The 15,946-nt window shown below is 60.0% G+C and carries 16 protein-coding genes; 10 read left to right on the forward strand and 6 right to left on the reverse strand.

Annotation, left to right across the window (positions count from 1 at the left end; translation table 11 throughout):
* The first annotated feature begins 18 nt into the window (after positions 1-18).
* A complete protein-coding gene (locus tag HG800_RS05205) occupies positions 19-912 on the forward strand; it encodes an alpha/beta hydrolase (RefSeq protein ID WP_169974418.1) in 894 nt (297 codons plus the stop codon).
* Between the two features lie 66 nt (positions 913-978).
* Here the strand turns inward: HG800_RS05205 and HG800_RS05210 are convergent, their stop codons facing one another.
* Positions 979-2,142, reverse strand: coding sequence for an aldose 1-epimerase family protein (locus tag HG800_RS05210; RefSeq protein WP_169974420.1), 1,164 nt, complete (start codon positions 2,140-2,142; stop codon positions 979-981).
* A 561-nt stretch (positions 2,143-2,703) separates the two neighbouring features.
* Between HG800_RS05210 and HG800_RS05215 the strand changes: the two genes are divergently transcribed.
* The 4 genes from HG800_RS05215 (at position 2,704) to trpD (ending at position 7,981) form a co-directional block, all read left to right on the forward strand.
* Positions 2,704-4,218, forward strand: coding sequence for a hypothetical protein (locus HG800_RS05215; protein ID WP_169974421.1), 1,515 nt, complete (start codon positions 2,704-2,706; stop codon positions 4,216-4,218).
* Positions 4,219-4,831: 613 nt separating this feature from the next.
* Entirely contained in the window at positions 4,832-5,311 is a 480-nt protein-coding gene (locus HG800_RS05220) for a TraR/DksA family transcriptional regulator (protein ID WP_169974423.1), read from the forward strand.
* A 271-nt stretch (positions 5,312-5,582) separates the two neighbouring features.
* Positions 5,583-6,830 (forward strand): S1C family serine protease, encoded by a 1,248-nt coding sequence (locus HG800_RS05225; RefSeq protein WP_169974425.1) that lies wholly within the window; start codon positions 5,583-5,585, stop codon positions 6,828-6,830.
* 107 nt (positions 6,831-6,937) lie between these two features.
* Positions 6,938-7,981: an anthranilate phosphoribosyltransferase gene (gene trpD / locus HG800_RS05230; RefSeq protein ID WP_235963278.1), complete on the forward strand. Its 1,044-nt coding sequence runs from the start codon at positions 6,938-6,940 to the stop codon at positions 7,979-7,981.
* Here the strand turns inward: trpD and HG800_RS05235 are convergent.
* The 4 genes from HG800_RS05235 to HG800_RS05250 all read right to left on the reverse strand — a co-directional run bounded on the left by HG800_RS05235 (position 7,956) and on the right by HG800_RS05250 (position 10,345).
* Positions 7,956-8,492, reverse strand: a complete 537-nt coding sequence (locus HG800_RS05235; RefSeq protein WP_169974427.1) for a GNAT family N-acetyltransferase — start codon at positions 8,490-8,492, stop codon at positions 7,956-7,958. The two genes, trpD and HG800_RS05235, sit on opposite strands and share 26 nt — an antisense overlap.
* Positions 8,489-9,448 (reverse strand): rhomboid family intramembrane serine protease, encoded by a 960-nt coding sequence (locus HG800_RS05240; protein WP_169974429.1) that lies wholly within the window; start codon positions 9,446-9,448, stop codon positions 8,489-8,491. The genes HG800_RS05235 and HG800_RS05240 overlap by 4 nt, the downstream gene beginning before the upstream one ends.
* Before the next feature lie 113 nt (positions 9,449-9,561).
* Positions 9,562-9,936 carry an STAS domain-containing protein gene (locus tag HG800_RS05245; RefSeq protein ID WP_169974431.1) on the reverse strand — a complete coding sequence of 125 codons (375 nt, stop codon included), beginning with the start codon at positions 9,934-9,936 and terminating at the stop codon, positions 9,562-9,564.
* Positions 9,937-10,117: 181 nt separating this feature from the next.
* On the reverse strand, positions 10,118-10,345 hold the full coding sequence (locus HG800_RS05250) for a hypothetical protein (protein ID WP_169974433.1): 228 nt from the start codon (positions 10,343-10,345) through the stop codon (positions 10,118-10,120).
* Positions 10,346-10,856: 511 nt separating this feature from the next.
* On the opposite strand from HG800_RS05250, the gene HG800_RS05255 reads away from it, so the two are divergent.
* The 4 genes from HG800_RS05255 (at position 10,857) to HG800_RS05270 (ending at position 14,293) form a co-directional block, all read left to right on the forward strand.
* Positions 10,857-11,780 (forward strand): dihydrodipicolinate synthase family protein, encoded by a 924-nt coding sequence (locus tag HG800_RS05255; protein ID WP_169974435.1) that lies wholly within the window; start codon positions 10,857-10,859, stop codon positions 11,778-11,780.
* A 262-nt stretch (positions 11,781-12,042) separates the two neighbouring features.
* Positions 12,043-12,870, forward strand: coding sequence for a hypothetical protein (locus HG800_RS05260; protein ID WP_235963280.1), 828 nt, complete (start codon positions 12,043-12,045; stop codon positions 12,868-12,870).
* Between the two features lie 71 nt (positions 12,871-12,941).
* On the forward strand, positions 12,942-13,925 hold the full coding sequence (locus HG800_RS05265; RefSeq protein WP_169974437.1) for a PLP-dependent cysteine synthase family protein: 984 nt from the start codon (positions 12,942-12,944) through the stop codon (positions 13,923-13,925).
* Entirely contained in the window at positions 13,922-14,293 is a 372-nt protein-coding gene (locus HG800_RS05270) for a hypothetical protein (protein ID WP_169974439.1), read from the forward strand. Before HG800_RS05265 ends, HG800_RS05270 begins: the two co-directional genes overlap by 4 nt.
* Here HG800_RS05270 and mobA read toward each other — a convergent pair.
* On the reverse strand, positions 14,274-14,915 hold the full coding sequence (mobA, locus tag HG800_RS05275; protein WP_169974441.1) for a molybdenum cofactor guanylyltransferase: 642 nt from the start codon (positions 14,913-14,915) through the stop codon (positions 14,274-14,276). The genes HG800_RS05270 and mobA overlap by 20 nt on opposite strands.
* A gap of 445 nt (positions 14,916-15,360) precedes the next feature.
* On the opposite strand from mobA, the gene HG800_RS05280 reads away from it, so the two are divergent.
* A complete protein-coding gene (locus tag HG800_RS05280; protein ID WP_169974442.1) occupies positions 15,361-15,822 on the forward strand; it encodes a hypothetical protein in 462 nt (153 codons plus the stop codon).
* Positions 15,823-15,946 lie beyond the last annotated feature (124 nt).

Below are 15,946 nucleotides of genomic sequence, written 5' to 3' on the forward strand. Positions count from 1 at the left end.
AGAAAGGAATCAGGAACAATGAGATCGTTTGTCTTCGGTGTGGTTGCCTTCCTCAGCCTGGCACCGGTTGCAACGGCACGTCAGGAGCGGACTGCCGAAGTGACCGCCGACATCGTCTACACGACCGTCGATGGCCGCGAGTTAAAGCTCGACCTTGCCCAACCGGCGGCCCGATCCGACGCCCGCCCCGCAATCGTTGCCATTCATGGGGGAGCTTGGAGGGCCGGGAACAAGAGCGACCTGCGGAACCTTCTCGTCGAATTCGCCGAGGCGGGGTACGTGGCCATCTCTCCTGAGTATCGCTTCTGTCCCGAGCACACCTTCCCCGCGCAGGTCCACGACGTGAAGGCCGCGGTGCGCTGGCTTCGCGCAAATGCCGAGACATACGGCGTCGATCCAGACCGGATCGGAGCGGTTGGCTTCTCGGCCGGAGGGCATCTGGCGTTGATGCTGGGTCTGACCGACCCGAGCGGCGCTTTGGAAGGACCGGTCCCTGAGGATGCTCCCGCCTCAAATGTTCAGGCCGTGGTCAACTTCTTCGGACCGACCGACCTGCTCGCCGAGGATCTGCCGATGATCTCCATCCCCTTGCGCAACGATTTCATCGGCGGAACCCCCGAGGAAAAGCCCGAGGCAACCGCCGCGGCGTCGCCGATCACCCACGTTTCCAGGGGAGATGCGCCGATCCTCGTCTTCCAGGGGACGGCCGACCCACTCATCCCGACCTCGCAGGCAACCACCCTGGCCGCTGCCATGGCTGAAGCCGGTGTTCCCGGACGGGTCGAACTGATTGTCGGAGCAGGACACGGGGTCAGCGGTCCGGAGCTTCCTCGGACCAAGGAAGCGACTTTTGAGTTCTTCGATCTCCATCTCAAGTCCGAGGGAGCAGTCCCCGCGTTCCTCAAGCCTTGAGGCTCTTGCGAGAAGACGGCCTCGGCTCCGTGTGCGAGCCGAGGCACTCGTTCAGCCCCTTCACGATCAGACGGGAGCGAAGGGTTCGCAAGGATTCGGAAGAATCACCGGAGTCGTTCCTGCCTGAAGGGCCTTGATCTCGTTCTCAACGGCGGCAATCGCCTCGGCCGAATCGAGGAGTTCGAAGGAGAGTTCCGCGACATGCGATGCTCCCGGAGCGATTTCCACAAAGCGTCCCTGTCGACGCTCGAAGTCGCGGGGATTTGGGTAGTTGGTCGCGGGTTCCAGCCCAGTCACATACCCCTCGTTGAGCCCCATCGTATTCTTCCAGAGGGTGAAACACGGCAGCTGCGACGTGGCAAACCGCAGGACAAACGCCCTGTCTCCCTCGGCGTTTCGAAGCATGACCGCGGTGTGACCCTCAGGCCCTGCTCCGATCAGCTTGCAGAGATAGACCTGTTCGGCGAAACCGGGATCGGGCGGGCCGAAGGTGTCATGGTGATCGATCCCTTCGGCGGCTCTTGCCGTTTGGGGCACCACGGTTTCGGCAGCGGCAACGAGTCGGGCACCCGCGTCGAGGTACGGCGGTCCCAGGTTCCAGTGATAAAGGATCACCAGCGGGGCCGGACGATCCCCAAGATTGACGAACTCGTCGCGGACCTCCACCCGGTTCGATCCCGGGATCGTCGCGTACCGGGTCATCATGCGGAGCTTTGGACCGAACAGGCGAGCCTCATCGACCTGCCCTGAAACCACAAGTTCATGGGGAGGTTCTTCGGAAACCTCAATCGAAACCTGATGGGCGGGGATGTTCTGGATGCGGCCGTGCAACCCGTGAGCGAACGGCCCATCAGTTCCCGGCGGACCGTTGTGTTCCAGACCGCAACGCGCAAGCAGTTCATCAAACCCATCGAGCCAGCCGAACCCCCCCAGCCCGGCAAGATTGACCAGGGCTGGGTGAATCGGGCCATCGCTGATGGGAGAGGACCAACCGACCGGATCTCCCCGGAACTGACCTCGCCAGAGACCCATGCCTCGAGTCGGCACGATCTCGATCGCCAGGGCTCCGTTCTCGACACGGATCAACTCGACCCCGTTACGGCGACCACCCCGAAGCGTCCTTTGGCTGATCGACCACGACGCTGATGCGTTGATTCCGAGTGCAGCGGGGGTGATCGTCATTCCCTCGGTCTGCCGTTCACGATTCCGATCATCGAGTTCAATCCGCACCAGAATGACTCCGTTGCAGGTGCTTGCCAGGGACGATTGGTCCTGAGGCAGGCTCGAAGAAATGATAACTCTGGACCAGGACCCCGATCGAGAACCAAAGGCTAACGCACCTCATTGCGACAGAAAAGGGGACAAGGCGTGTGGCATCGTGTTACGTTATCTGCATCGAAGGCTTCTGGTGGAAACGCGGCAAAGCGATTTCAGAGGTTCGTGTCTCAGACACTTCGCTCAAATCTCTCAATGGAATCCAGGCGAGACATCCCTTCGGTGAACCCTGCTACGCCCCGCGACCTGTGAAGAACCTGTTCGCCCATTGGATCGAGCGCAATGGACCTTCGACCATTTCCAGGACCACCGAGTCCCGAGCAATCGGCTTCGAGGATCAGTAACGAGGGTCTGAACACCGCAAGCGGCAATTTCGGTCTTCCGATGTTCCGGAAAGAACCAGTCAACCTCGTCATACAATCCGATTGAAGCGTTGCTCCCGTGGATGCGGGGAAACGGGAGAAGAGGAGGGATGATTTGGACCTGTTCGGCCGCGCAAAACAATGGGTCAAGGGCATGGCACCGGCCCCTCCCCCTGAGGTGCAAACCTTTCGGGTGAGCTGTCCGGAAGGGCATGTCATCCGGGGTCGCCGCCTGGAAGGGTATCAGGCGCTCAGGTGTCCCGAGTGTGGGCTTGGGGTCTTCGTGCTTCCGAGCAGCCCATTACCTATGCCCCCCATGCCCGCGGCTCGTGTTGATCCGAATCAACAGGCAGGGGTCGGGTTTGACGAGGCTCCAATCCCTCTTTCCGATCATGTCCCCGACCCGATGCACGAGGCTGCAGAGGTCGAATGGCTGGAGCCGGTTGACTCGACCGGGGAATCATTGCCAGGCGGCCTTTCGGGGTTCGATCCGGTCGAGGCGGCGGTTTCGGAGTTGCCAACTTCCGAAAAGCGGCCTCCCGCTGGCAATCGACAGGCCCCGGCATCAGATCGACCTTCGATCCGCGAACCACGTCCTTCGCGGCGGGATCAACCGCAGCCTGTCCGGCCCCAGCGTTCGGATCAGCCAGACGTGCACTTCGGCCGACAGATCCTCATCCCGGCCCGACCCGGCCTCCGAGAGCGGGTCCGGCGGAACCGCCCCTTACTGGTGGCATCGGCCGTGGTCCTGGTGCTGGGGGGGACCGTCTTCTGGACGATCGTCCAAAATCAGCGGCGAAATGCTCCGGTTCTGGTGCAGCAAGGCCGAGACGAAGGAATCCCTGCCCTGGATCGGGGCGATTTTGACCAGGCCTATCGAATCCTCTCGCGGGCGGCGGAGGCGGTGGAGTCGCTTCGGGGGCAGATTCGAGGGGCCGACGAGGTGCGTCAGGCCGCTCGCGAGGCGGCAATCTTTGTCGACCTCATCCCCGACCGGCTGGAGATGATCCTCGATCAACGGGCGCGGTCGAGTGATGAATCCGAATGGCAGGCCACGTTCGATCGATCCTACAAGGGTCGGGCCATCCTCATCTCGGCGCAGGTGACGGCGACTCCGGCCGACAGCGCTGGGCGTTACGAACTGAACTACCGGATTTTGTCCGAGGGTCCGATTGCCCCTCGCGAAGCTCGAATCGACTTCGAAGGGTTCCGACTCTTCGAGATCAGTGAGCCTGAGGTGGGCTGGCAAATTCAATTCGGGGCTCGCCTGGCTGCGGTCGAATCGGAACCCAATGGCTGGCGGTTTCGCCTCGAGCCGAACAGTGGCGTAACGATGACGCATCAGGAAGCAATCCGATCCCTCGGTTGGACCCCGGTCGAAACGGCCTCACTCCCTCCTAACTCGATACGAGAGCACCGCTTCTCACCCCTTCTGCTAACGACCCTGTTGAGCCCTCCGCCTCGTCAAGACCTCAGGGGAGAGACGCCCGATCAAATCTTGCAACGGTTGGGCGCCCCACGGTCCTTTGCCAGGTCCGCTTCTCAGGGGGAGTATCTCGAACAATGGATCTACGATGCTCCCTCCGGTGCCCGGCAGTATCTCAATTTTCTCAGATCGACAGGGCGAAGTGGTCCCGCCGTGGTGGCCCAGGACTTCTATCTCCGTTGACGATCGGCTCCCGAGGCAAAACCCCACTTCCTCCATTCCAATCCCCACGAACCACCGAATCCGGATCGGCTCTTTCGGCGATCACCTGGAGACTCAACCGATTCCTCAGCGGTGGTGGAACGAACCTCACGGTCGTTGAGGAATAGGATGTCCGGGAGTCCACCCAGGATATTTCGCGATGGTATTGGATTTGCATACATGTCTCTGGTCGCGCGTTGAGCAATCCTCTGGAACCGACTGGAATGATCAAGCCTTAAGCGTGTCAGAGACACGGGAAAGGCAGTGTCCGAGCGCTGATCGAAGTTTTTCGGGGAATCCATCAAACCTTTCGCCTGACCGGGCGTACTATTCTACACAGGTGACATCGCAGGCTCTGGCATCTTGCCCTTGGCGCATAATGTGCTAGGCTTCGCCACCCGGACGACGATCCTTACCTGAAGGTTTTTTCAGATCGAACTGGATTCTGTTGGATTCGAGTCCGCGGTTGCCTGAAGTTGACCCTGCTCGAATCATTCCATCCGGTTCTTCACGTGGGTTCGGTCATCTTGGCCGGTTTCGGCCAGGATGTTGCACATCGTCCCGCCCGCTCGCGACGAACATCTGGAGGTGTGTCATGGCTCGTAAAGACGCGCTGTTTCGTTTGCACTCGCGATTGGTCGCCCGTCGCGACGCCTTGCGGAAAGCCTTGGCTGGTGATCTTGAATCGCTGAACGATCTGCGGGCGATGAACGACGTGGGCGATAGCGTCGATGCGGCCGTCGACTCGGCCAACGATGAAATCAGTTCGCAAATCGCCCAGATCGAGAGCCGGGAACTCAGCCAGATCGAACATGCCCTCGACCGCATGTCCGAGGGAACCTACGGCCAGTGCGAACATTGTGGCGGGAAGATTGCCGTCGCCCGGTTGAACGCGCTCCCGTACACCTGCACCTGCATCGACTGCCAGCGCGAGCAGGAGCGGATGGGCCACACTGGCATGAGCCAGGCAATCGACTACCGATGGTCTGAGATCTCCGATCGTCATTTCGACGAGAACGATCGGCAAATCAACCTCAGCGACTACGAAATGGACATGAGTGAGTCGGGCCGCTAAGGCGAGACTCACCATGCTGCCGAGGCCGATTCGGCGAACCACACAGGGCGGGATGGCGTGACATCGTCATCCCGCCCTTTTTTTGTCCGTGAGGCAGGGTGGTCATTCGAATCCGACCCAGCTTCGCTGCTTTGACTCTGACGAACTGCGAGGCATATACTCTACGAGCGATCATGATTTGTGAGCGAGGGAACGTCGCCACACCTGGCATGTCCATTGGTCATTGCCGGGAACCTCATCAGGTCTCCTTCGACGAGTGGAGCGCATCTTGATGGCATCGCGACCCTCCACCGCCATGATGTTTGCCGCTGTCGGTTGCATCGGCCTCGGCTTTGGTCTGGGCTCGATCGTCGATCGAGGAGGCCGGCTCAACGCGGATCCCTCACCGACTCGTCCCAATGATCCAGACCGGATCCTTGAGCCCGCCGGACTCGACCATTCCGACGAGGCGATCTATCAGAGCCTTGCCCGGCAGTACGAACAGTTCTATCAGGTCAACCGAACCTTCGAACTGGTTTCCAAGGTCGTGTCCCGAACCGTGGTTCACATCGTCGCCGTGAAACGGGCTGAGGAGCAGGAGGGGCGGACCCGTCGAACGTTCGAGGAGAGCGGGTCGGGGGTCATTGTCCAGTCCTCCATCCGGCCTGGCCTCTTTGTCCTGACGAACAATCACGTTATCAGCGGCGCCGATCCGGACAATATCCAGATCAATCTGCACGATGGCCGGGTCCTCCGTCCCAAGGCTATCTTCCGTGATGAAGACTCCGACGTGGCAGTCCTGGAATTGCCTGTGAATGATCTTCCTTCCGCTCGCCTCGGCGATAGCGACGAGGCCGTCCCGGGAACCTGGGTTCTCGCGGTCGGTAGTCCCTTCGGACTGACGCACTCGGTCAGCCAGGGGATCATCAGCGCCCGAGGTCGCCAGGAACGTGATCTCTATGAAAGTGGCGTGCACAACCAGGATTTCCTCCAGACCGATGCCGCGATCAATCCGGGGAATTCCGGAGGTCCGCTAGTCAATCTTCGAGGAGAGGTGATCGGGATCAATACCGCCATCGCGTCGCACGGAGGTGGCAACGAAGGAGTCGGTTACAGCATTCCGATCAACCTGGCTCGGTGGGCCATGGATCAGCTCATCACCACCGGCAGGGTGCGACGAGGAGCCATCGGCATCTCGCTTCAGGACATCTTTCCCGAAGACTACGAACGCTATGGCCTGGACCGTCCCCGAGGCACCCGCATCTCGGCGGTCGCCGAGGACTCGCCCGCCAAGTCGAGTGGAATTCAGAAGGGGGACGTGATCGTTCGCTTCAATGGAATCCAGGTCAACAACACCTGGCATTTAATCAACATGGTCTCTACCACCCCGATTGGCCAATCGGTGGAACTGGTGGTAAAGCGAAATGGCAGTGAAGTCTCAATGAAGGTCGAAGTGGCCGATTTTGAAGAATTGACCGCGAAGCTTCCCCAGATCCCCACTCGGAACCTCAGCCCCGAGGGGTATCTGGTCCGTCCGTGACCGTGGGCTGTGTCTGGAGGGAACAGGAATGCTGAGCCGAGACTCAGCGTCCTCCCCTCCGGTCCGACTTCCTTGCATTCCTTCTCCCTTCTCAACGAGCTCAGACCTTGCTCCCCTCGTCTGGTGACTGTCGATCCCTGCAACTCGCTCTCCGGCAACTCGGTGAGTCGCGCTCGATCAGCCGAGAACTTGCCTTCGAAGCCGTGTCCGAGATTGTGGCCGGACAGGCTTCCGAGGTCCTCATCACGGCCTTCCTGGTCGGGTTGCGGGTCAAAGGGGAATCAGACGAGGAACTCGCCGGTGCCGTCGATGCGGTTCGGCGTGCGATGACCCCATTCGATGTCCCCGTGCGGCCTGTGCTCGACACCTGTGGCACGGGAGGCGACGGAGCGGCTTCGGTCAACGTTTCGACGGCCTCGGCGATTGTCGTCGCCGCCTCGGGTGTTCCCGTCGCCAAGCACGGGAATCGGTCAGCCTCGGGAGTCTCCGGAAGCTCCGAAGTGCTCGAACAATTGGGAGTGGCGATTGATCCGGGGCACGAGACGCAGAAACGTTGCCTTGCGGAACTCGGCCTGACGTTTCTCTTTGCGCCGAGTTTTCATCCGGCCTTGCGGCACGTGGCAGGGGTTCGCAAGCAGTTGCCGTTCCGCACCTTGTTCAATCTGGTTGGGCCGCTGGCCAACCCGGCTCGCCCTGAATATCAGCTTGTCGGCGTTCCGGATTCCAGGCTCGCTCAACTGATAGCCAATGCCCTCGCTCGACTCGGGATCACCCGAGCGGCTGTCGTCTCTGGGCCGGAAGGGCTGGACGAGGTCGGACTATCCGGACCGACTCAGGTGATCTGGATCGAGGGTAATCGGGTCGAGTCGCGCACCTGGTTGCCGGCGGAGTTTGGTCTTCCCGAGACCCGAGCCGACGAACTCCGGGTTTCTGATTCCAACGACAGCGCCGATCTCATCCTTCGGATGCTCGAAGGAGAACCCGGCCCCGTCCGATCGGTCGTGCTTGCCAATGCTGCCGCCGCCTTGATGGTCGCCGGGCATGCGAGCCGTCCGGCCGAAGGCGTCTCCCAGGCGGCCGAGGCGATTGACTCCGGCAAAGCTCGGGACTTGCTCGATCGCTGGATCAGGCTGACCCACCCCTCGACGTGAAGGGATGTCGAGTCGGTTCGCTCACGCTCTCGGATCGACCGTAACGATCGGGCCACAGTTCCTCAAACACAACATAACCGCCCGGTAACATCCCGAGAGCCTCGTAAGTCTTCTGAGCCCGGTGATTCTCCTGTTCGACGTAAAGCCGAAGCCCGATCACCTCGTCTGTCTGGTGAGCCGTTTCCCTGATGTGCGAATGTAAAGCCCGAAAGACCCCGAACCCTCGGGCTTCGCTGACCACGTAGACGCTCTGTAACCACCAGATCCAGCCGCATCTCCAGTCGCTCCACTCTCGGGAGATGGCGGATTGACCGAGGAGCTTCCCCTCGCGTTCGGCAACCCAATATCGCAAGCGGTCTTCCGTCGTCAGGGCTCGTTCCACGCCCCGACCGACGACCGAAGGGTCGAGCTGTTTGCCTTCGGTTTCGAGTGCCAACGAGCAATTGAACGACACAAGGGCATCGCGATCCGAAAGTTGAGCATCTCGGACGATCAGGGAACCGGTCTTCATCTCAGTCGCTCGCCTCGGCGGTTGCGGGCACGTTCGCTTGCCTCTTGAAGGATGCGGTTTTCTTCCTCGGTCAAGCCGGAACGTCCTTCCCGGGCAATCTTGGCGAGAATTTCATCGAGCTTGGCATCGAGGTGTTCATCGGGGAACATGCCCGAAGACCCGATCTGGCCCGCACTGCCGGATCGGGCAGGAGTCTTTGCTCCCTGACGGGAGGGCCGCCGAGTTCGCGGTTCGGGAGTGAAGATTTTCAAACGGCTGCGACGGCCCCATCTCCAGCTCCATCCGCTGGTGATCCGAGACCATCGCAGGTCGTACTTTTTGTACAGAAAGCCGTAGGCGGCTCCACTAAGATGCGCGGCGAAGGCGATTGGAGCGGTGGTCGACCCCTGGAGGCTCTGGATCAATCCGAGAAGGTCTCGGCCAAAGAAGATGATGGCGAACATCCACATTGGCACCGGAAGCACGAAGAAGAGCAGAATCTCCCGGTTTGGGTAGTAGAGCACATAAATGAACAAGGCCGCAGCAACGGCACCAGAGGCTCCCACCATCCGAGCCTGACCCCCTTGGCTCAGATCAAGAATCGACCAGCACAGCCCGGCGATGATCGCGGCCGTGAGGTACATGGTCAGGAAATCCCGATGACCATAGATCTCTTCCAGCTCTCGTCCCACGAACCATAAAAAAATCATGTTCCAAAGGATATGGAACAGGTTCGAGGGGTCGTGAAGAAAGGCGTAGGTCAGCAGTCGCCAGACCTGAAAATGTTGAACGATCGACTCGCTTCGGGCCGCGAAAGTCTCGTCCAGGAAGATCCGAAGGGGTGGCCCGCCAAGCCATCCCAACAGAAAGACCGCGACATTAATGAGGATCAGGGTCTTGACGACCGATCCACCGCCCACAAAAAGGCCGAATCCGCCGGGGCGGTCCTGAATGTAGTCGCGATCGTAGATTCCCATGATGGCGCGGCGGTCAGGCCCTCCCTCCTCGAGGCGAACGATCCGGCATCCTTTCCATCATCGGTCGGGGTCAGTTCCCCTGTCAACCGAGACTGGTTGGGAGACCAGCTCACTCAATCGGATTGCAACGCCGAGAGTGCCTCGGACCGGTTTGCATACAAGGGCCAGACTATGTCCAGGGAGGTGATTCGCAACAGTTCGCGAGCCCGAGGAGAAACCCCGGCCAGGACCATTTGTCCGCCTTTCACCAGCACCGCTTTCCAGCACCGCAACAAGAGGCTGAGAAAACTGGAGCCGAAGAAATCGACCCCTTCAAGGTCGACAATTAACATCGGCATGGGCAGTTCTTGAATCGGACCAAGCAATACCGAACTCAGCTCCTCGGCGGTCGAAAGGTCAAATTCCTCAAGGTGCGCGGAAGGAACGAAGATCAGGACGTCGCCTCGACGCTCGAGCGTGAATCCATCGTCTGAGGGGGTCAGAGACATGAGCGTGTGACTACCGTTCCGGGGCTCGGGAAAGGGGACAATCGATGGCATGGAAAGCGATTGCCGATTGTCCCTGATCTAGCCTAGAGTCGGAACGCGTCGCAAACAAGAGAACAGTGACTTTTGGTTCGAGAAACTCAGACCCTCTGGCGAATGCGGAAGTCGCCGTGTGCCACCGACCTCAGGCCGAAGGCCGGTAATCCGAGAAGGCTCGAACGACCTCGAACAGGTCATTGCTCACCAGGAGTTCGTCTTCTTCGAAATCACGAAGCCAGACGAAGTTATCGCGGTATGCCTGGGCGAGCAGAGGGTACAGGTCCGCCAGACGAATCGGGACGGCAGGAGAATCGGTCTCGAGCTCGAATTCGTCCTGCGGTCGGGGAAAAATACGCAGTCGGGGGGTAGGCATCGGATCTCCTCCTCCGAGCAAATCGTCTCAAGGAGTGCCGGCTACCGATGACGTCGCCGACTGAGCGAGGATGTTGGCTCTGTGACCATTGCCACGAGAACCTCACAGTCCTAGCAGAGACGATCGACTACTCAACAGTGGCCGAGACCGCTTTGCCGGAATCCAACCGGTATGCGACGACTCGCCATTTTTCGATGTCTTACAAGCCTTATCGGACGTTTCGGGGAACGACCATCAGGGAATCTCAGACAATTTCTCCCCAAAAAATGGTGAACCCCCTCACCATCGTTCCCTTCTGGGCCACTGAACGCAGAAATGCGATTGCGAGCGATCCGAACGTCGGAACCGCTCAAGGTCCATTGATCGCAGGACCGGCTCTCGCAACCGTAGCGAGGAATTGTCGGACCTGGCATACTTGACTTCCTTTGGTGGATGACAGGGCGATTGGCGTCCGGAGACCTCGGATCAGGAGTGTCCTGACCCACCGTCTGAACTGCTTGGAGAATACTCGATGGATTTGCCTCATTTGCATGGGATCGTTCCTCCGCTGGCCACTCCGCTCGGGCCCGATGATGTGATCGACGAACCCTCCCTCGACCGGCTGACCCGCGCCTTGATTGACGGTGGGGTGCATGGATTGTGGATTATGGGGACCACTGCCCGATTTGACCTGGTGACCGACCGTGTCGCCCGTCGCGCGGCCGAACTGGTGGTCACGATCAATAACGGGCGCATCCCTTTGGTCCTGAATGTCTCGGACATGAGTACCCGGCGAACGCTCGAACGGGCCTCACGATTCGATGACCTGCCCTATGACTACTACGCCGCCTTGCCTCCCTGGTACTTGAATCTCTCGGCCGGCGAACTCATGTCCTATTTCCACGCCCTCGCCGACGATCTCAGCAAGCCGCTGGTGATATACAACGCCCCTTGGGTCTGCAATCAGCTCAGCTTCGAGCAACTCCAAGTCCTTGCCGAGCATCCCAGAATCGTCGGCGTCAAGGATGTTTGTCCCAGTCTCTTCCGAACCCAGAACTGGACCTCCGCCACACGTCGCGAACGGAATTTCACCTATCTTCATGGATCAGACCTGATCGGAACCTCCACTGCACTCGGGGCCGACGGCTTCGTTCCCGCAATCGGCAATGCCTTCCCCGAGCTTTGCGTGGCCGTTTGGGATGCGGCCCGGTCCAACGACGAAGCCCGTGCCTTCCGACTCCAGAATCAACTCACCCGCCTTGCCCGAACGATGGAGTTCGGTTCGATGCACGCCTGTCTCGAAGTGGCCTGCCGTCATCGGGGCTTCCTGACTCGGATGCTCCCGGCCCCGTTGGCATCTCTGGACGAGGCCACCGCGCGTCGTGTGGTTCAGGAGATCGAGACGGTCGGGTTCATACCGGAACCCGAGCCGACGCTTGGAACGGCTTCGGTCTGACAGGCTCACACGCGCCGCGTGGCGGGTCACTGGTTCCGGTGACTGCCCTGATGGGCAATGGCTTCAGGAAGTGGCTCGACCCGTCATCCTCTTCGTACGAAGCGGGGGATGACAGGTCGCTCGACTTCTGCTAAAGTTCGCCGCCGTCGCGGTCGAACGGGCAAGACGCCCAGGACCTGATCGCGTTGACGGTCGAGATCGAACGGAATCGAACCACGGGTTCATGACGGACCCGTTTCAGCCGGTCAGGGAGGACTCGGGCATGGGTATCCACCCCCGAACCCGGATGGTCGGTCCCCGTCTGCGGGCAGCATTGGGCTTAATTTTGCTGCCATTGCTGATGGGGGCCTCGGCGCGGTCAACAAACTTCGAAGTCGAGGCCCCGACGCCCGAAATCGCGCATCAGGTCGCGCGTTACGCGGAGCATTATCGTAAGGAGATTGCTCGCCAGTGGCTTGGCGAACCGCTGCCGGACTGGCCGAGGCCCTGCGCCATCCGAATTAAGATGACCGGAGGAGAAGCGGGAGGCGTGACCTCCTTCGGCTTCGGTCGCGGGAGAGTCGTCGACCAGGAAATGAGTCTGGAAGGGAGGCTCGATCGTATTCTTGCCTCAGCATTACCTCATGAGATCACTCACACCATCTTTGCGTCCTACTTCGGTGAACCCTTGCCACGATGGGCCGATGAGGGGGCCTCGCTGCTCAGCGAAGATCGCCGGGAGCGGCTTCGTCACGAGCAGTTTGCAGCCGATCTGATGACTCGCAGCGGAGGCTGGGCGCTCAGCGAGTTATTCACCATCGACGAGTATCCCCAGGACCTGATGGGGTTCTACGGCCAGGGCTATTCTGTCTCCCGCTTTCTCGTGGAAATGGGAGGCCGACCCCGGTTTCTCGCGTTTCTTCGAGCGGGAATGAACGAGGGTTGGGATGCCGCGACCCGCGCTCATTATGGGTTCACAAACACCCGAGAGTTGGACCGAGCCTGGCGATCGTGGCACCTGGTCGCATCTCGGACCATGCCCACCGATCCGTCTCCTGGAGACGCTCTGGTCGTCCGAGCCCAGTCGCCTCATGACCACGAAACCCGTTAAGATCACGAGAGAAACGACCGCCGGATCATCAGCCTGGCCGGCGGATCCTCGCGGTCCCTCGGATCTGACCCATGTCACGCACTCCTCCGCCGCTTGCAAGCTCCATCCTTGAAACGATCGGCCAAACCCCTTTGGTCGAACTCGGCCGCCTGGTGAGGCTGCTCAACCTTAGCGGCCGACTCTTCATGAAGCTGGAATATTTCAGTCCCGGCGGCAGCAAGAAAGATCGTGTCGCTGCTCAAATCATCGGGCAAGCCCGTCGTGACGGAACCCTCCGTGAGGGTCAGACCGTTGTGGAATTGACAAGCGGGAATACCGGAACCGGTCTGGCAATCGTCTGTCGGATGCTTGATCATCCCTTCGTGGCGGTCATGTCTCGGGGCAACAGCATCGAACGAGTCCGGATGATGGCGGCGCTCGGCGCCGAGGTTGCGCTGGTGGACCAGGCCCCGGGATCAATTCCCGGCCAGGTCTCGGGGGCTGATCTTGCCCTGGTGGAAGCCACGACCCAGCGCGTTGTCTCGGAGCGAGGAGCCTTCCGTGTCCAGCAGTTCGAGCATCCCGGCAACGTGCTCGCCCACGAACAGCAGACCGGCCCCGAACTCTGGGAACAGTCTGGAGGGACGATCGACGTTTACGTCGATTGTCCCGGAACCAGCGGTTCCTTGACCGGCGTGGCTCGGGTGCTAAAACGAAAGAATCCTTCGGTCAGGATCTACGCCGTCGAGCCGAGGAATTCGGCCGTGCTTGCCGGCAAGAGCACCGGTTCGCAGGGACATCGGATTCAAGGGGCTGGCTATTCACGGAGCGACTCGGACTTACCCCTTTTTGAGCGATCACACGTCGATGGGTTTCTCCAGGTCACCGATCAGGACGTCATTGCTTCGGCTCGCTTGCTTGCCCGGGAGGAAGGAATCTTCGCCGGCTTCTCCACCGCCGCCCATCTGGCCGCCGCCTTCCAGTTGCTTCAGGGAGCCGAGCGAGGTTCGACGATTGCCATGCTCGCCTGCGACAGCGGAATGAAATACCTCTCCACGGACCTCTACGAGTCATGAATGCATCCTCCATGGATGAACGCATCGGGCCAGATTGCGGCCCAGTGACCTCCGCCGGACTTGCGGTCGGCCTGGCTGGGCTCACTGCAATTGCGGCGGCCTCGATGACGGCGATTGCGCTGTCCGCTGCCTTTGAGCTCGCTTCAATCCTGCCGAGATCATTTGAGCAATATCGATTGATTGATGCCGGTAGTCGATTTGCCGCTGAGGCGTCGGCACTGATTGTGCTGATACTTACCTATCGAAGTGGTCGGGGCCGATCCCTTTGGCCTCGGCGTCGCTCGATTCTTGGAATGATGAAAGTGACAGCGTTTCTTGGTGTTATTGCAAGTCGATTTCTTTATTATTTTAGTCCCTGGATTTCCTGATTGGATTCATCTCAGGATCAGAGAGCAATTCAATAAGAATTTCATAATCTGATTGCGTATTGATATTCCTCACGGTGAGAAAATCTGGGTCTACGTCCGCCAGAATTTCAGCCTCGACCGTATGGGTACGAAGTTGATTGCGAATTAGTCGCAGTGGTGTTTGGCCTGTTGCGAGCAACTCGGCGGCGGCTTCCGCGGCGACTTCAGGTCGGTATAACGCCGCCAGGGGTTGGTCATGACCTTCGACGTGGGGAAGAATCAGATCCATCTTGTCCGAAGTGCATGCGAGCAGTCGATCGATCCACTCAGGACGAAGCAGCGGACAGTCGGTCGCACAGGCGAAGGCCCACGTCGATCGGCTTGCCAGGGCCTGCATTCCGACCGCAAACCCCTGGAGCGGCCCTCGATCGGGTTCCAGATCGAAGACACGTTCGACCTCGGCGGGCAAAGCAGGGAGCTCCTGCCCCTTGGCCGCCGCAACGACCACAAGCGGGGTTCGGGTCGAGACCAGTCGAACCATGCGCTGAAGAAACGTCTCCTCCCCGATCGGCATCCACTCTTTGGGCCTTCCCATGCGACGGCTTCGCCCTCCACACAGGATGACTGCGCCGAGTCGTTCCATGATCCGCGTCCCTCAACGGTCGTGTTGAAACCTAGCTTTCACCGGGGCGGCCAGGATCGAGGACTGCCTCTCCAAGTGTACGAGAGTCCGAAGGTCAGACACACGCAAACCTGAATCACCCTGCCTTGTGACTTCGATGAGGGAAAAACCCAGAACCGTTCAGGAGCGAATTCTTTGGAGGAGTGATTGGACGAGCCGCCGGAGCTTGACTAAAATGAGCACGATGCGACGGTCGTGTCGTGTTCTGATCCGGTTTCATGAGACTTGAGCGTGTTGAAGCCACGGAGCCAAGTCTTCTCGCTCCGAGAGATGTTCCGACGCCGTTGAGCGTTCGATGACCTTCCATGGACGATCAACCCCGGCGCATTCGTACGATGGGTGCTGCGGGTCATGCGACCTGTCTCATCGTCCGAACGTGTATTTCACACATCGGGAGTTCACTTCAATGAGTCCTGTGCTCAACCGTTGGGCCAGTGGGTTCGGAATGCTGACCGCCGCCCTCTTGACGCTTGGATGCGCCAGCGAGCAGCCGGCGGACATGACTGATGCCACAATCTCCACCGAGGGAGGTGCTTCGGAGTCGATCACCGATCAGGCTGGTGAGATGCTTAACTCCGCCATGGACTCCGCCGGTGAAGCGGTCGATTCGGCTCGCGAGGTTACGGGAGGCGCCATCGAATCCGTCGGTCAGTCGATCGAAGCGTCGGCCGATGAAGTCGGGAACGCAGCCGAAGCCACGACCGAAAAGGTTGGCGAGGCGGCCAAGGCGGTCGGCCTCGAAGGCACTGGCGAAAAGATTGAAAACGCAGCCGGAGATGTGGGCGAATCGGCCGCTGGTGCCACGACGACGACCGGCGAAGCGGTTGAGAAAGCCGGTGAGGCCATCAAGGGTGAGCCTAAACCCTAAGTGCCTCCAGCTCTGAGCGTTGAGAGCCCCTTTGAGTCTGCGATCTTCAATACCTCGCCTCTCTTCACGAGAGGCGAGGTTTCTCGCTGCGCGATTGCAACTGGGATGGTTCCTCACAACCGAC

It is taken from the genome of Tautonia rosea (genome assembly GCF_012958305.1).
Lineage (GTDB): Bacteria > Planctomycetota > Planctomycetia > Isosphaerales > Isosphaeraceae > Tautonia > Tautonia rosea.

What these genes read in the sequence shown, in the direction of transcription:
- HG800_RS05240 (WP_169974429.1), bottom strand. Translation starts at nt 9,448, where the DNA reads ATGGGAATCTACGATCGCGACTACATTCAGGACCGCCCCGGCGGATTC.
- HG800_RS05220 (WP_169974423.1), top strand. Translation starts at nt 4,832, where the DNA reads ATGGCTCGTAAAGACGCGCTGTTTCGTTTGCACTCGCGATTGGTCGCC.
- HG800_RS05265 (WP_169974437.1), top strand. Translation starts at nt 12,942, where the DNA reads ATGTCACGCACTCCTCCGCCGCTTGCAAGCTCCATCCTTGAAACGATC.
- HG800_RS05250 (WP_169974433.1), bottom strand. Translation starts at nt 10,345, where the DNA reads ATGCCTACCCCCCGACTGCGTATTTTTCCCCGACCGCAGGACGAATTC.
- HG800_RS05260 (WP_235963280.1), top strand. Translation starts at nt 12,043, where the DNA reads ATGGGTATCCACCCCCGAACCCGGATGGTCGGTCCCCGTCTGCGGGCA.
- HG800_RS05270 (WP_169974439.1), top strand. Translation starts at nt 13,922, where the DNA reads ATGAATGCATCCTCCATGGATGAACGCATCGGGCCAGATTGCGGCCCA.
- HG800_RS05280 (WP_169974442.1), top strand. Translation starts at nt 15,361, where the DNA reads ATGAGTCCTGTGCTCAACCGTTGGGCCAGTGGGTTCGGAATGCTGACC.
- HG800_RS05215 (WP_169974421.1), top strand. Translation starts at nt 2,704, where the DNA reads ATGGCACCGGCCCCTCCCCCTGAGGTGCAAACCTTTCGGGTGAGCTGT.
- HG800_RS05255 (WP_169974435.1), top strand. Translation starts at nt 10,857, where the DNA reads ATGGATTTGCCTCATTTGCATGGGATCGTTCCTCCGCTGGCCACTCCG.
- HG800_RS05205 (WP_169974418.1), top strand. Translation starts at nt 19, where the DNA reads ATGAGATCGTTTGTCTTCGGTGTGGTTGCCTTCCTCAGCCTGGCACCG.
- HG800_RS05235 (WP_169974427.1), bottom strand. Translation starts at nt 8,492, where the DNA reads ATGAAGACCGGTTCCCTGATCGTCCGAGATGCTCAACTTTCGGATCGC.
- HG800_RS05225 (WP_169974425.1), top strand. Translation starts at nt 5,583, where the DNA reads ATGGCATCGCGACCCTCCACCGCCATGATGTTTGCCGCTGTCGGTTGC.
- HG800_RS05245 (WP_169974431.1), bottom strand. Translation starts at nt 9,936, where the DNA reads ATGTCTCTGACCCCCTCAGACGATGGATTCACGCTCGAGCGTCGAGGC.
- mobA (WP_169974441.1), bottom strand. Translation starts at nt 14,915, where the DNA reads ATGGAACGACTCGGCGCAGTCATCCTGTGTGGAGGGCGAAGCCGTCGC.